Origin of the sequence: Pseudomonas fluorescens (assembly GCF_902497855.1) — a bacterium.
Taxonomy (GTDB): Bacteria; Pseudomonadota; Gammaproteobacteria; order Pseudomonadales; family Pseudomonadaceae; genus Aquipseudomonas; species Aquipseudomonas fluorescens_BI.
The window spans coordinates 117,889-133,397 of sequence record NZ_CABVHU010000015.1; the positions used below are offsets into that span (position 1 = coordinate 117,889).

The following is a 15,509-nucleotide window of genomic DNA, read 5'->3' on the forward strand; positions in this document are numbered from 1 at the left end:
CCCAATCACTCACGGGTGAAGATCTCCAGCAGGTGCCCGTCCGGGTCATCGAAGTAGACCCGCCGGCCACCGCCGTAGTCATTGATTTCGTCCAGTCGCTGCTTGCCGGGATCAGCCCACCAGGGTTGCTTTCGCGCTCGCAGACGGGCGAAGGCCGCATCGAACTCATCGTCCCCAAGCAAAAACGCATAGTGCTGAGAAGCGATCGGCGGGTCGTTGTTGTAGAAATCCAGCGACACGCCGTTGTCGAGTTTAACGACCAGCATCGGCCCGAAGGGTTCAGGCGCGGGCAGGCCGAGGAGGTCGGCCAGGTAGTTGGCCGACGTCTGCTTGTCGCGGCACCAGACGATGGTGTGGTTCAGCTGAGCGCTCATGGTGTGGCCCTCACTGCGTTTCAGGTGTCGAGTACTGAACCATGAGATTAGTCCAGCCTGTTGCGCAATGACTGCCCTGACCTAAGCTTGGGGCAGGGCGAAACATAATTGCGAAGCGTCCCCGGAACGAACGCCGCGATGCGCAATCATTAGAGCGTGGATATCAAAAGGAGATGCGCATGCTCATCAGGTCATTGACCCTGGCTACCCTGCTGGCTTTCGCCGGTCCCTTGTTCGCCGCCGATGGCGACTCACCGCTGGACATGGACAAGGGCAGGGCCCGGCCGTTGATTGTCATCGCTCCGAGTACGGTCGATCCCACATGGGTCAGCTTGAAAAAGGCACTGGATGAGCCCGCCAACCGCAAGGGTTTCGACGATCGCAATATGGTCCTGTACAGCGTGCTCAATCTGATGGGCCAGCGCGAGGGCAAAGACCTGGGGCCGCAAGATACGGCGGCATTGATCCGCTCGCTCAAGTTGGGGGCTGGCGCGAAGACCAAGGTGATTCTGGTCGGCAAGGACGGCGAAAAGAAACTGGAACAGTCGGATAAGGTCGACCTGCAGGCGATTTTCAAAACCATCGACGAATTGCCGGCGACAGAGAAAGAAGCCACGGCACCGACGCCACCGCCGGTGACCGAACCCGCCCCGGCCAAGGGCTCCAAGGCGACAAAACCGGCCAAACCAACCAAGCCCGCCAAGCCGCCTGAAATGCCGGATGATTGAATCCGCACAGAACCTTTATGGCGAATGAATCCCCTGTAGGAGCGAGCTTGCTCGCGATGGACGTTAACGATAACGCGTTTTCCCTGAATGAACGCATCGTCCTCAAGACCATCGCGAGCAAGCTCGCTCCCACAGTTGATCGCGCCTTTCGCCAATCTGGCGTCCACTGAAGACCCCCTGTAGGAGCTGGCTTGTCGGATCGCCGCACCGCAGCGAATGCGATCTGTCAGCCACCACCTCTATTGAATGTGCCGCCGTCTTCGCCAGCAAGCCGGCTCCTACATAGGATCCCTGTCGTTCAACAATCTCGTGTTCGCTGAAGATCACTTACCTTCGCGGGCAGATCGCACCGCCGTTCCTACGGTTGAGCCAGATAATTGCTGATTACATTGACCAGGACAGGTGAGAAAGGCTGGAGACATTGCGCTGCATCCGGTGTTTTCAGATTCTCCAGGAGCAACTCCAGCAACTCTTCATCTTCAAACTGCAAGTCTTCGGGGAGCACGCTTTGGCTATAGATCAGCGCATCGACCAACTGTTTGCGTGCACCGACAAGGCCTCGATTGCTTTCTTCGGTATGACCCAGATTCAATGCCTCGATTGAAACCCTGGCCCGTTCGGTACAGCCTCTTACCAGGCCGGACAAGTAGAACTTGATTTCGGTTTCACAATCAGCCATCAACGGCGTAAGTGGCAGCGGTCGTGTACCGCGACCATGACCACATTGATTTGGACGCTGGCAACTGGCGACGATGTTGGAAAAATCCAAAGTCCGGTTCGGCGCACGATCCTGGGCTTCAAGATGTTCATTATGGGCGTCATCAATCGTGATGGATTGACAGCAATACGCACACAAACCGTATTGTTCCGAGATGCACGATGAACGAATGGACCGGCTCTCTTCCCGTGGTAAGTCCGGGTAACGTAGCGCGCTGTTCGAGCGCTTCCAGCGAGTCAGCGATTGCGGCTCCATGCCTTTATCGATCTTACGCACGGCGCAACTCCAGCTTGCGGATCAACAATGCAGCCTTCGCCAGCTCCAGGTGACCTTCTGGAAGCTCAAGTGAAAGCTCGGAAAAAAGCTTCTTCGCGGCGTCCAGATCACCGTCCTGCAATCGCTCCAGCAATCGATTCAAGCGTTGCTGCACGTCGCTGTTGCGAATATCGGTGTCCATGACTTCCAATAGAACCTGATTGGCATCCAGTCCATAAAGGCCATTGCGTTCCTGTAGTTCCCCGTCATCCAGCACGTAAACCAACACATCTTTTGCGTCGCTGATGACCAGCGGCGAATGGGTTGTCAGCACAAACTGGCAATTGGGGAAGGTCTCGCTCAACTGCCGAATCAAGCTGCGCTGCCATTTTGGGTGCAGGTGCAAATCGACTTCATCAATCAGTACGATGCCGTCACCTTCTAATGGATTGTCCAAAGACTGATTCATCATCGCCAATCGACGAGCGATGTCGCCGACCAGCGCCATCATCGACTTTTCACCCTGCGAGAGTTGGGACACGTTGAGCGTCACGCCGTCCTTGTCTATCGCCATGTGCAGGCGCGGTTTGCGCTGCACTCTCAGGTTGCTGAAGCCTGGCATGAACGCTGCGATAGCAGAGCGAACGGCGGTCAACTGGCGATCACGGGATGAGGCTTTCAGCTGGGAAAGGGTTTTCCAGATGTCACTGTCCTTGCCAAATTTTTCGGAAATTTCGGCCAGGGCAGTGTCGGACACGCCGGTTTCATTTTCGCTGTCTTCGCGTTCGCGAAACCATTCGAAAAAGCGCCGGAAATCCACGCCACGATTCAATGAGTTGTCGTAGCCGTCCAGTTGATCAAAGGAATGTTTGGTGCGGATTTTTAGCGGAATTTCCAGAACCGAACGCTCGACCGGGTAGTAGGCGATCAAGGGGAGCGAGGCTTTATCAGATGCGGTCAATTCACTTCGGTAATGATCAGCCAGACGGCTAGCATCTACCAACTCGCTGTGGACAGCGATCTTTCGCCCTTGCCTGCCGCGAGCAATGGCCCATGAGAACAAGTGATTTTTTTGATCACCCTCGGGATAATCTGAACGTGCCAGTGAACCGTCTACTACGGCAACAAAAACAAATGCGACGGAAGCGCCGTTTCGAATGTCCTCATTTGCCAGGTGGTTGCCATTACCTTTCTCGGTACGAATCCTGGCCACCAACCAGCTCAGTGATGTGGCCAGTGATTTTAATAGGGTAGTTTTCCCGGCACCGTTGTTCCCCACCAATACCGTCACATTTGAGGGATGTTTGGCTGTGGGGGCCAAGTAAACGGTCAAATCGTTGAACCGACCGACATCCTTGAGCTTGAAACTGAAAATTTCCATTACATCGCCCTTGGGGGTCAGTCGGTGTGAATATTTGAGTGCGCATTATGACATTCCCGACCACGGATTGATCCGCTGTCGTTTAGATACAACGGTTTCGGTCGCACCACAACGGTCATTAGTAAAAAGTAATTGCAGCATATGCCTTTGAAAATGAGTCGTGGCAAAGGCCTTCGCTTGCGTCGGACATTTCCTGCAAGACGCGGCGCACTCCGTGAACTGGTGCTCGGCGGACTGCGCCGATAACCTTCTCTAGCCGCTGCAAAATCAGCGGCCGGATGTGGAAGTCCGGTGATCAAAGTCATCTACCAATGCCCGTAAAGCGCATGTCGACATTTTTTATGTCAACATTGCCGCGTTATGGCGGCTGTGCGCGGGAGCACTTTCGAGTGCGCCGGGTATTGGTGGGTTGGCCTGGTCTTCCACACCTGCGTACAGCTGCCACCCTCATGTGGAAGTGAGATGGGTAGTTTTCCCAACAATCCCCAATGGATCCTCTCCCATGAAAAAAGTAAGTCCCAATCCCCCTGAATCCCCAACCAATTCCAATCCCCTCGACCCCGTTCCACTTTCCAACATCACCGAACCCGCCATCAGCGCTCGTCTGCGCAACCCCAACCACGCCGACCCGGTCAGCCACATCTTCACCATCGTCCCCGGCGTCGACTCCGTAACCCTGCTATGCCATGCCTGCGAAACCCTCGCGTCGCTGAACGTCCTCGTCACGGACCTGGCCTGCAAACTGGAAAGCTCCAACCGCAACGTGGCGCTGTCGATTCAGCAGTTGGCCGTCGTGGGCGAGTTATTGGTGAATCGGGCACTGGACAATCTCGATCCACCCGAAGGCGCGCCGGCTGTTTAGTCAACAGGCGCACCAATGAAAATGGGCGACCTCAAGGGGTCGCCCATTTTGATGACTGCCACAGGTCGGGGGGTTGAGTTACTGGCTCAGTGCGCTCAATACCCTGTGCGCCACTTTCACCCGCTCAGCATTCGGATAGTTTTTGTTGGCCAGGATCACGATGCCGATATCTTTCGAGGGCACATACGCGACATAGGCACCGAAGCCGCCCGTAGAGCCGGTTTTATTGACCAGCACAACGTCCGGTAGAGGTTGCAGCGGGTTCAGCAACTGGACTTCGTGAGCTTCCATCGCCATCTGCGTCGAGTTGCCGTCGAGCAACTGCTCGAGCGTGACCGGGTAGCCGTAGAGTTCCCAGCCCAATCCCTGGGTCATGTCACCGACTTTGAAATAACCCGTGTGCGTGGTGGCAATTGCCCGCTGCAGCGGCGCTTCAAGCCCTGCCGGTTTCATGTTTACCTGAACATAGCGAAGCAGATCCGCCGCGCTGGTTTTCACCCCATACGCCTCCGAATCCAGCGCCCCCGGCCCGACCCGCACCGGCTTGTCTTCCTTGCTGTACCCCTGGGCATAAAGCCCCATCTGATCCTGCGGCACCTTGAGGAAGGTGTGCGTCAGCCCGAGTTTCGGCAGCAGGGTTTTTTCCATCACCTCATCGAACGGCGCGCCCATGCTTTCGGCCGCCAGATAGCCAAACAGCCCAAGGCTCGGGTTCGAATACTGCCGATGGCTGCCAGCGGTGTAGGTCGGTTTCCACTGCTTGAAATAGCCGAGCATCTTGTCCGGCGCATCGGCCTCGGCGGGGAATTGCAGCGGCAGTCCACCGGCGGAGTAGGTGCCGAGTTGCAATACGCTGATGTCATCGAACGCACTGCCGCGCAGCTCTGGTAGGACGTTGCTGGCCTTGTCTGACAGGGACAGTTTGCCTGTCGCCTGGGCATAGGCGGCGAGGGTGGCCGTGAAGGTCTTGCTCACCGAACCGATCTCGAACAGGGTATTTTCGGTAACGGCGTTGCCGTTTTCCTTCGAGGCCACGCCGTAGTTGAAGTACTGCGCCTGGCCGTTGACGGTGATCGCGACCGCGACGCCGGGGATCTGCTGTTGCTGCATCACCGGTTCGATGGCGGCGTTGACGATGGATTCGATATTGTCGTCAGCTACGCAGTGACCGGCGCCGAGGAAAAGTACGAAAACACTGTAGGACGCGAATTTTTTCAGGTTGTATTCAGGCATGACTGAGCCACTTTCCATGAGTTTCCAATGATATTAACCGCTTCTCTCCAAGCGGCTTTTGAATCTGGCCGAAGGCGCCCGATGATCGCCATCAAGCGATCTATCTCTCGTGTCGAGAGGCGGTTGGTTGGTTCGTCGAACGCGGGCTCGCATTGAATGAAATGCGGAGTATCAGGTGACCCGAACATTCTGCGCATGACTCGACACTCCATGACAACCACAGGCTAATCGATGACCGTGCAGTACCACGGGAATGCCATTCATGCGTCGACGCGGATGCCCCTCGACGAAGGCGAATTCGCCCAAGTGCAATGGGCAGGTAGCCTTGTCGCCCAATACCGCAGGGATTTTTCCGTTTATACGGTGCGTACCCGAAAGTTGGCAGGACACGACCGTGCCACCGCTGCTGGTGGAGTCGCCCAGGCAGATGGGATGGGTCATGGTTATCGCCCCGGCATGCGAAAGCGGAAGGGATCGATGCCGTGGGTCTGCTGGTTTTTCGCTTTGCGGGCTTCATCGGGCGGGCGGACCATTTGCACCGTGGTGCTGCCATCCTTGCCGGCGTACACCACTGCGCTGACACCTCCCTCCAGGTAGCTGGCAATCGTGGCGAGGTTGATTTCGACCAAGGCGCTACTGACGCCGGTATTGCCCAGGCGCCGACCGATGTCGTAGCCCTCGTCGACATTGCCCAATTCGATGCCGGTGCCGTCGGTGTTGAGGCTGTGCAGCGCGTTGGTCAGGGCGATTTCGCCATTGATGTTGTCAGTGCTGTCGTAGAACACTCGCACTGGTTTGTCGCCTTCCGGCAAAGTTTCCAAGGCTTGTTGCCAGCCTGCTTGAAGGGCCTTGGCCTGTAGCGCGGGTTTAAGCAGTTTGCCGTTTTCGTCGAGCATCGGGACTTTGATCGGGCGGTGCAGATAGCCCAGGATTGGAGCCCTGTCGAATTCCTGGACTTGATGGTTGGCCCAGCGTACCGGGAGCCATGGGGAAGGCTCGAAGTGGCCGGGGCCACGGTTGCTCAGGGTTTGCCAGAGGGTGGGGAGTTGGGATTGCCAGTAGGTGGAGGACATGGTGGTGATAGGGCGCACATGACCTTTCTTACCTTTGGCACGCTCACCCTCTTTATACCAGTCCAGAAATGCATCATCACGATTCCAGTAGAACGCCCATAACTTGCCCACGTCGGTGTTTGTGTTTTGGTTGTCTTCCGAGTCATTGGTGACGAAAGGGCGGATATAGCTGTCAACGCGATCCGAACGGGTGACCAGCAGACCCGTCATACTTTCGAATATCGTTGGCACGGCGTGGACATTTTGAAGACCCAGAGTGCCAGCCGCGCGATATCCGTTTCGAGTGACGTCACCATCGCGACTTACGATCAATGCCTGCGGCACTTTTGGATTGTCATCAAAAAACTGAAACAGGCGTTCAATCATGTTCTGCGCATGAGTGGTGTTGTCTGCGTCTTGCCAAAGGAACAGGGTGACACCCAGAGTCGCGGCGTTGCGACCACTGAGAATAGTATTTGGCGCACCCGCATCTTCAGGTTGCTTGGGCGGCGCAATCGCAAACACCGGTATTGGCCAGTAGGCCACTGAGTCGCTGGCCGACTGCTTGAACGCAACTCGTATATTGATACTCCGGGTGATCTCTCGGGAGCTCAATGAAGCATCGTAGTCCTTGGCGTTTTGCGAATAGATCGAGGTGAAATTGTTATTCTTGTTTTTTATTTCTCGCCAAATTGAAGATTGATGCCAATCATCAATGGCAAGCCCCGTACCTCGTATTTCCAGCGCATAGGTACGCTCACGCGTGGCGTTTTGCTTGGTTACTCCAGCGATGACTTTTGATTTGTAAGTCGCAAGTTCTACCTTTTCGTAAGCTAAAGCCTTTCCAAACCAGTGCCCGCTGTAAGCCAACACCAGCGCACCCAAAATACTCGCGATTCCCCAGCGCATAACCGCATCCATATTCAGAAGCTCCCTATTTTCGGCTTGTGCTGTGTAAACGACGAAAAACAGGAACCCAAGCCAGACGGCTGAGAGTATTCCTGCTGACCAGAAGTATCCCTTCAGCTGCGGTCGCTGTGATTTGTCCTGCTGACGATCCCTCATTGGGCAACTCCTTTCACGGAGGGGCTCACGATCAGTGCCGGCGGCGTCAGTGAGACCAATTCGGTCGAAGGAAATTTACCTTGGTGGTAATACTGATAGCTGGTTTCGGTCAACGCTTGAGCCTGCGCACTCAATTGCGACCAACCCTTCATCTTGATGACTTTATCGAACTGTTCTTCATCCATCTTCCAATCCGCAATCGCCACCAACACCTCACGCATCACCGGATCATCCAGACACTTCGCCTGCCCAATCGCGATATCCATCGCCGTCACCCAGCGATGGTTTTCCGGACTACGCAATACTGCGGAGTGATAGCTGTTTTCACTCAACTCATCAGGGTCGACGTCCATGCGAGCACGGATTTCGTTCGGCGTTTCCTCACGTTCGTAGCGGTAGTGATCTCTGGTTTCGAGCAACGCAATACCGGACACTGCTGTGCGGCGGAAAGCGTGGGTCTGGTCGTCCGGTTCTTTGCCCTGGTTCCAGCGGGCGCGTACGACTTCCACATCGATTCGATCGGAAAGGTTCTGCACAAATACCCATTTGAAGGTCGCGCTGGGGTTGCCCAAAGCAGCGTTTTGCGAGACCGCGTCGGCGCGGTCCTTTCCTGATTTGTGAGTTGAACCGGTCACTGCTTCGCCGCCGAACATCTGCGGCGCATGAGGCGGGTGCAGTTGTTCGGCATTGATGTTGCGTTCCTCGCCTTTGCGGATCGGTGCTTGCGAAGCCATCGCTGCGGCTGACCAGCCACCGGGATAGCGGGGCTCCCCCCTGATTCGGGTGTAGTCCGGTTGCGGAACCTTGCCAACGAGCACGGGCTCACTGTCGCGCTGGCGCTTGGTCCACAGGCGTTGATAGAAACGCATGGATTGCAACGCAGCCATGGCCGGCTCGCCATTGGGCAGCACATCCGGTACGCCGTATGTCCCGATGCCTTGCACATCATCCAGCGCTACGGTGGTGTCGTCTGGACAAAAGTACAGATAGACCTTGCCGCGATTGTCGCGCTCGGGAAATACCACGGTTTTCCCCTCAGGCCCCAAACGTTGCCCCTGTTCAGGTGACCATACCGGGCCGGTACGACCGCCATACCCCGGTACCCCACAACGCGCGGCGCTCAAGGGCGGTTGCGCATGGGGTGATTGGGTGATCTGCTGCACAAGATTAATCAACACTTGCAGCGTCTTGGAATTTTTCGGCGTCGTACCTGGCAGCACCGAATAGGGCGAGGCCACCATGATTACGCAGTCGGCGCAGCGCTCACCCCGATCCACCAGCATCGCTTGAGCGAGCAAGGTAATCAGCGTGCCCTGGCTGTGCCCCATGATGGTGATGGTTTCATCAGGTGAGACGCGGCGGATCTCACTGACCAGCATCGCCAACCGGGTCGCGGCCAGCACGAAATAACGCCGGTTCGGTCCCTTACCCATGTACAGGGGGTTAGGCATCGTGGGTTGGACCAGATGGCGCACCCATTTAGCAAAGCCCTCTTCGTACATCTCCAGCAGGTTGTTGGTGGCGTTGGCAAAAAAACCGCCGCCTTTGGCGAAGTGACGATCAAGGCGATTGCCATATCTGTCTTGAAATTGATCACGCAGCCTGGCTGGATCGCCATTTTCATCGCGCTTTATCTCGCCGTGTTCGGCCCTGTAACCCCAGTAAAAAGGGATGAACAGACTGCAGACTTCAGAGGAATCCGAATCGCGTTGATAAAGGTAGGTGTCGGGATCGTCGAGTATTTGCCCCTCCTTATCTTTCCACGCTTCCCTAGGCGTACTGTCAGCCTGATTGTACTTGGCCCCATACCGCCCAGCCCTAAGATCCGGCCGATCCAACCGCTCATTCACCCCCTGACACAACCCCGTCTCCACCGACTCATACGACGCCCCCGGATCGTTAACGCCGTGCAGGAATATCACCACCCCGGGCAGGTCGCCAGGGACTTCCAACTTGCGCTCGGTGGTGCAGTTCGGAATCAAGCGGAAGGTGCTCTGTGCCACGGTGTGAACGCTCGACTCGCTCATTGATTCTCTTCCTCCGGGCCATTTTTTCGCTTGGCATTCACCCGGCCCTGATGCATCGCCTCTCGCTCCACCCTCTGCGTCAAACCGGTCGCATCCGTCAAACCTTGCACCACGCTGCCATCTCCAAGCTCGATCTGATACGCGTGGTCCGCTGCCATTCGGGGGCTATCATCTGCATGTCCCGGATAATGAAAGGCCAGACGTTGCGCCGCTGGATCACGGCTGAAGGAGGGGATGGAAACGCTGTCGGTTTTCGGTCCGATCCAGTCATGGTCGCTGGCATGCACGATGACCTTGTCCTGGGTGCCAATCTCGATGCCTCCACCAATCTTGATGTAGCTGCCATCGTCGGCCACCAAGCGAATGGTGGGGGCAGTCATGACCACTTCACCTTCGGTGGCCGACAGGTGCAGGTTCTTTTGCGCGTTGAGCGCAATGTCATCTTCCTGGGCTTGCACGAGCACCTTGCCCCGATTGGCGATGGCGCTGATGCCTTCATCTTGCGCAAACGCCGAAATCCCTCTGCCCGCGTTCAATCGCATGGCCGCACCGCTGGTCAATTGCAGGTGATCCTGAGCCGTTGTGTCGTGGTTCTCGCCGGCGTAGTGCACTTGTGAGCGCGGTGTCGCGCTGGAAATGCCCGCCTCGGCGGCCAAGGCGAGCAGAGGGTCGCCCGAACTGTTGCTCTCGGGTGCAGGCCATTGACTCAACGACTGGCGCAGCGTTTCTATGCCCAGGCTATCGACCTGTTGGCTACCACGGGCGGCGGCAGTCTGGCCGAGCGACTGGAACAACTTGCCACACTCGCTCAGCAGCTTGAGCAATTCTTCGCGGTCCAACTGCGAACCCTGCGCGCCGTGACGGGCATAGGTGGTCAATAACATGCCTTGGGCCGCTCGCAGAGCGATGGCCGCGTCGGTGCGCAGTTCGGCGCCATTGCCACGGGGCTGGGCTTGTCCATCGGTTCGGGGCGTGGTGAGTTTGCCCAGATTGAGCGCGGTGGCGTGATGGGTCGTGCCCACGCGGGCGCGCAACGCACCGGGTGTATCGTCGAAAAGCAGTTCGTTGAAGCCGTTACCCTTGTGTTCCCGGGTCTGGATGCCCGAGAGCGTTCGATTACCCGGTAAACCCGTGGCGTTACTGAAGCGCGGTGGTAAATGGTCAGCGTTATAGAGCACCGAGGTGACGAGGGGACGGTCGATGTCTCCCCCGAGGAAAGTCACCAGGACTTCCTGGCCGATGCGCGGCAAAAACTGATGACCGAAACCGGCGCCCGCACTGGGCATGGCAACCCTTAGCCAGGTGGTGCCGGGTGCAGGATCTTGCCCGCGCTGCCAGTGAAAACGTACTTGTACCCGCGCCAGCGCATCGGTGAAGACTTCCTCTCCTTCAGGACCCACCACGATGGCGGTGAGCGGCCCCGAAATCGTCGGGCGAGGCGTGATGATCGCAGGACGATACGGAATTTTATGGCGGATACACACGAAACTATTGTCGTAGCTTGCCGGCTGATTCGATAGATAGTTGTTACTGCCACGGTGTTCGACGCTCAGCAACAGGAAATGGCGATCCGCAATGGGGTCACGATCGTGATCGAAGTGCTGGGTCAACTCGAAGGTGTAACCCGGCAGCATGGCGCGACAGTTGCTGCTGCCCTGAAACGTCTTGCCCTGTACTTCCATGGCTTCCAGTCGATGACGCACCAGCGTCTCGCCATCCGCGGGGATCGCGTGGCTGTAATGGCCGGGAAAGTCGTAGATTTCGTAAGGCGGGACTTCGCCCTGGACGTTGACGCTGGGCATGCTGACCGGCAGTGGATTTCGCGGTTGTCTGTAGTCGAATGTCTGGATGGCCATACGACCGGACTGCAAGACCCGGTTGCTGCTCCATTGAGTGATGGAATCGGCTGTCTCGGTGACCGAAGCACTGTGGTAGCGGATCTGCGGTTGCTGCGGTAACGGCTCTAGGTTGCGGGAATGGTCTGTGATGATCAGTTGATGGCCTTCCTTCGAGTGATCGAAGTAGAAGAACAGTCCTTCACCTTCCAGCAGGCGCAAGACGAAATCCAGATCGTTCTCGCGGTATTGCGTGATGTAGCTGTGGGACTTGAGCGGCTGGTCGAGCCGGAACTCGAAACTGGGCAGCGCTTCATAGCGGGCAAACACCGTGCGAATGATGTCTTCGATCGTTTGTTCTTGAAATATCCGTGAGTCATGACGTCGCGACAACATCCACAGCCAGGGACTTAATGTCGCGCCATAGCGCGCCAGCCCGCCGTCACTGCCTTGCAGGCTGAAACGGCTGATATAGCCATGAATGTAACGGGTCCCACCGGTCGCCAGTTCAATGGCCAGCAGCGCGGGTTGCCCTATCAGTGACTTGAGTTCCAGTCGCCCATCCTGACTGATCAGCGACAACTCGAAACTGAACAGGGTCGACAATCCTTCAGTACCGGAAAATCGCTCCAGTAGCAGCTCCTGCTGACCTTTGGCCGGGGTTGTCAGCTTGATCAAGCGTCGGTTCTGTGGCGCAAATAGTGGTGTTAGTTCCATTAACAAGTGTCCTACGGCATAAGCAACCGGTGTTCGACCCATGAGCGGTGCACGTTGAACTCACGGCGAAATACAAACACGGGAATTAAGACGCTTATGAAATAGCTTGTATGTAGGACGCTTCCTTTTTTAACAAACTGAGCAGCGATGGCGACTGATACATCGCTGTCGCGAGCAGTTGCACACACGGCTATGCAGCAAACACAGCCTTTTGTGTGACACCAATCAAGTGTGGGAGCGAGCCGGCTCGCGAATGCGGTTTAACATTCAACAGAGATGTTGACTGACCTGCCGCTTTCGCGAGCAAGCTCGCTCCCACAGGGATTGTGGTGTTCTCTAGTTCGTTAGCGCACCAGGCTTGGCCGCTTGTTATCGAACGTCCAGCCCGGAATCAAAAACTGCATCGCCACGCTGTCGTCCCGCGCACCCAGCCCCATGCCTTTGTACAGCTCATGGGCCTTGGCCAGCTGATCCATGTCCAGTTCGACCCCCAGTCCCGGTTTCTTCGGCACCTGCACGCACCCGCCCACGATTTGCAGCGGGGCCTTGGTCAGGCGCTGGCCGTCCTGCCAGATCCAGTGGGTGTCGATGGCGGTGATCTCGCCCGGCGCGGCCGCCGCAACATGGGTGAACATCGCCAGGGAAATATCGAAGTGGTTGTTGGAATGCGAGCCCCAGGTCAGGCCCCATTCATGGCACATCTGCGCCACGCGGACCGAGCCTTGCATCGTCCAGAAATGCGGGTCGGCCAAGGGAATGTCCACCGATTGCAGCTGGATCGCGTGGCCCATTTCCCGCCAATCGGTGGCGATCATGTTGGTGGCCGTTTTCAGGCCCGTGGCGCGGCGGAACTCGGCCATGACTTCACGGCCCGAATACCCGTTTTCTGCCCCGCAAGGGTCTTCGGCATACGCGAGGACGTGATGCTGATCGCGGCACAAGCGGATCGCTTCTTTCAGCGACCAGGCGCCATTCGGGTCGAGGGTGATGCGGGCATCGGGGAAGCGTTCGGCCAGGGCGGTCACCGCCTCGATTTCGTCATCGCCACCAAGCACGCCGCCCTTGAGCTTGAAGTCCTTGAAGCCATAGCGGGCATGGGCAGCTTCGGCCAGGCGCACCACGGCATCGGCGCTCAAGGCTGGCTCGTGGCGCACGCGAAACCAGTCGTTGTCGGCGTCCGGCTCACTGCGGTAGGCGAGGTCGGTCTGGTGGCGATCGCCGACATAAAACAGGTAACCGAGCATCTTCACTTCGTCACGCTGCTGGCCTTCGCCGAGCAGGGCCGCGACCGGCACGTCCAGATGCTGACCCAACAGATCCAGCAGCGCCGCTTCCAGGCCGGTGACCGCGTGAATGGTGATGCGCAGGTCGAACGTCTGCAGGCCACGGCCGCCGGCATCACGGTCGGCGAAGGTCTGGCGCACCTGATTGAGGATCTTCTGATACGTACCGATCGGGCTGCCGACCACCAGGCTGCGCGCATCTTCCAGGGTCTGGCGAATGCGCTCGCCCCCCGGCACTTCACCGACGCCGGTGTGGCCGGCATTGTCCTTGAGGATGACGATGTTGCGGGTGAAAAACGGCCCGTGGGCGCCGCTCAGGTTGAGCAACATGCCATCGTGCCCGGCCACCGGAACCACTTGCATGCTGGTGATGATCGGCGCTTTTGCAGTGTCTTGTGCGTTCATTGTCTTGTCCTTAAAGCAGGATTCAGGCGTGGTTGGGCGCGGATTCGCCCAGTACGGCAGCAGGGGCGGGTTTGGGGGTGTTGCGCGCGGCGAAGACGATGATCGCGGCGATGATCGATGTGGCGGCCAGGCCATACAGCCCGCCCTGGATCGACCCGGTGTGTTCTTCCAGCAGGCCGAAGGTGGTCGGTGCCACGAAACCACCAAGGTTGCCCACCGAGTTGATCAGGGCGATGACGCCCGCGGCGATGCGTGCATCCAGGTACGCCTGGGGAATCGGCCAGAACAGCGACGAAGCCGATTTGAAACCCAGCGCAGCAAAGCAGATCGCAACGAAAGCGAAGATCGGCCCGCCGGTGGTGGACATGAACATCCCGGCCGCGGCGACCAGCAGGGCGGCAGCCACCCAGGCTTGCTGATGTTTCCATTTGGCCGACAGCGAGGCGAAGGCGTACATGCCGACGATCGACAGCAGCCAGGGGATCGAGTTGAACAGCCCGACCTGGATGTCGCTGAGGTCGCCCATCTTCTTGATGATGCTCGGCAGCCAGAAGGTCGCGGCATAGATGGTCAGCTGGATGAAGAAGTAGATCAGGCAGAACAGGATGATCTGGCGATCCTTGAGCAGCCTGCCCAGGGATGGCTTGATCGGCGTCGCCGCTTCCCGGGCCGATTGTTCGTCGTCGATGGCCTTGACCAGCGCGTCCTGCTCGGGACGGGTCAGCCATTTGGCGTCGTGGGGCCTGGAGTCGAGCCAGAACCACACGAATACGCACAGACCGACCGAGAACATGCCTTCGATGAAGTACATCCATTGCCACCCGTGCATGCCGAAGCCGCTGATCTGCAAGAGCAACCCGGACAGCGGGCCGGAGATCAGCGACGCGATCGCCGAACCGCTGAGGAAGATCGCAATGGCCTTGCCGCGCTCGACACCCGGCAACCAGCGCGTGAAGTAGTAGATCACCCCGGGAAAGAATCCGGCTTCAGCCACCCCCAGCAGAAATCGCAGGATGTAGAAGTGGGTTTCGTTCTGGATAAAGGCCATGCAAGCGGCCACCAGGCCCCAGGTCAGCATGATGCGAGTCAGCCAGATTCGCGCGCCGACTTTTTGCAGGAGGAGGTTGGAGGGGACTTCGAAGAGGGCGTAACCGATGAAGAACAGACCGGCGCCGAAGCCGTAGGCGGCAGCGCCGATGCCCAGGTCATGTTCCATGTGGGCGCGGACAAAGCCGATGTTCACGCGGTCGATGTAGTTGACGATGAACATGATCACGAACAGCGGCAGCACGTGCCGTTTCACTTTTGAGATGGCGGACTTGAGGACCGGATCGGCGCCGTCGTTCATCCCGGATATGGATGCACTCATTTGGTTTTCTCCCACTGATTATTTTTATGCGGGGTGTGACTGGGTGTTGCTGTGTTGATAGACATCATACAACTACATTTTTTTATCCTGCAAGCGTATCACCCCAATAAATGAGCTATTTAACTGGAGCGCTGATGGCCATGTGGGGACGTAATCGCGAGGATTTATGCAGTTGTTGAGTGTTGTCATACAAGTCGCGGCGTTT

Annotated in this window: 12 protein-coding genes; 2 read left to right on the forward strand and 10 right to left on the reverse strand. The window is 57.6% G+C overall.

The annotated features are described in order from the left end of the window. Positions 1-5 precede the first annotated feature (5 nt). Positions 6-374 carry a VOC family protein gene (locus F8N96_RS26360; RefSeq protein ID WP_150800287.1) on the reverse strand — a complete coding sequence of 123 codons (369 nt, stop codon included), beginning with the start codon at positions 372-374 and terminating at the stop codon, positions 6-8. A gap of 179 nt (positions 375-553) precedes the next feature. Between F8N96_RS26360 and F8N96_RS26365 the strand changes: the two genes are divergently transcribed. Beyond that, positions 554-1,102, forward strand: a complete 549-nt coding sequence (locus tag F8N96_RS26365; protein ID WP_150800288.1) for a DUF4174 domain-containing protein — start codon at positions 554-556, stop codon at positions 1,100-1,102. 358 nt (positions 1,103-1,460) lie between these two features. Here F8N96_RS26365 and F8N96_RS26370 read toward each other — a convergent pair whose 3' ends face one another. Together F8N96_RS26370 and F8N96_RS26375 are read right to left on the reverse strand one after the other, a co-directional pair. After that, complete coding sequence (locus F8N96_RS26370) at positions 1,461-2,096, reverse strand: TIGR02646 family protein (RefSeq protein WP_150800289.1); 636 nt, start codon at positions 2,094-2,096, stop codon at positions 1,461-1,463. Next, positions 2,089-3,456, reverse strand: a complete 1,368-nt coding sequence (locus F8N96_RS26375; protein ID WP_150800290.1) for an AAA family ATPase — start codon at positions 3,454-3,456, stop codon at positions 2,089-2,091. Before F8N96_RS26375 ends, F8N96_RS26370 begins: the two co-directional genes overlap by 8 nt. 502 nt (positions 3,457-3,958) lie before the next feature. Here F8N96_RS26375 and F8N96_RS26380 point away from each other — a divergent pair. Further along, positions 3,959-4,318, forward strand: a complete 360-nt coding sequence (locus tag F8N96_RS26380) for a DUF6124 family protein (RefSeq protein ID WP_150800291.1) — start codon at positions 3,959-3,961, stop codon at positions 4,316-4,318. Positions 4,319-4,396: 78 nt separating this feature from the next. Here F8N96_RS26380 and ampC read toward each other — a convergent pair whose 3' ends face one another. From ampC to F8N96_RS26425, 7 genes are all read right to left on the reverse strand, one after another. Further along, positions 4,397-5,551, reverse strand: coding sequence for a class C beta-lactamase (gene ampC / locus F8N96_RS26385; protein ID WP_224789529.1), 1,155 nt, complete (start codon positions 5,549-5,551; stop codon positions 4,397-4,399). Positions 5,552-5,722: 171 nt separating this feature from the next. After that, positions 5,723-5,992 (reverse strand): PAAR domain-containing protein, encoded by a 270-nt coding sequence (locus tag F8N96_RS26395; protein WP_150800294.1) that lies wholly within the window; start codon positions 5,990-5,992, stop codon positions 5,723-5,725. A gap of 2 nt (positions 5,993-5,994) precedes the next feature. Next, positions 5,995-7,668, reverse strand: a complete 1,674-nt coding sequence (locus tag F8N96_RS26400) for a DUF2875 family protein (RefSeq protein WP_150800295.1) — start codon at positions 7,666-7,668, stop codon at positions 5,995-5,997. Next, the gene (locus F8N96_RS26405) at positions 7,665-9,695 is read right to left on the reverse strand and encodes a DUF3274 domain-containing protein (RefSeq protein ID WP_150800296.1); all 2,031 of its coding nucleotides are present in this window, start codon (positions 9,693-9,695) and stop codon (positions 7,665-7,667) included. The genes F8N96_RS26400 and F8N96_RS26405 overlap by 4 nt, the downstream gene beginning before the upstream one ends. Next, positions 9,692-12,253: a type VI secretion system Vgr family protein gene (locus F8N96_RS26410; protein ID WP_150800329.1), complete on the reverse strand. Its 2,562-nt coding sequence runs from the start codon at positions 12,251-12,253 to the stop codon at positions 9,692-9,694. The genes F8N96_RS26405 and F8N96_RS26410 overlap by 4 nt, the downstream gene beginning before the upstream one ends. A gap of 338 nt (positions 12,254-12,591) precedes the next feature. After that, on the reverse strand, positions 12,592-13,935 hold the full coding sequence (gene gudD / locus F8N96_RS26420; protein WP_150800297.1) for a glucarate dehydratase: 1,344 nt from the start codon (positions 13,933-13,935) through the stop codon (positions 12,592-12,594). A gap of 22 nt (positions 13,936-13,957) precedes the next feature. Next, positions 13,958-15,304: an MFS transporter gene (locus F8N96_RS26425; RefSeq protein ID WP_150800298.1), complete on the reverse strand. Its 1,347-nt coding sequence runs from the start codon at positions 15,302-15,304 to the stop codon at positions 13,958-13,960. Positions 15,305-15,509 lie beyond the last annotated feature (205 nt).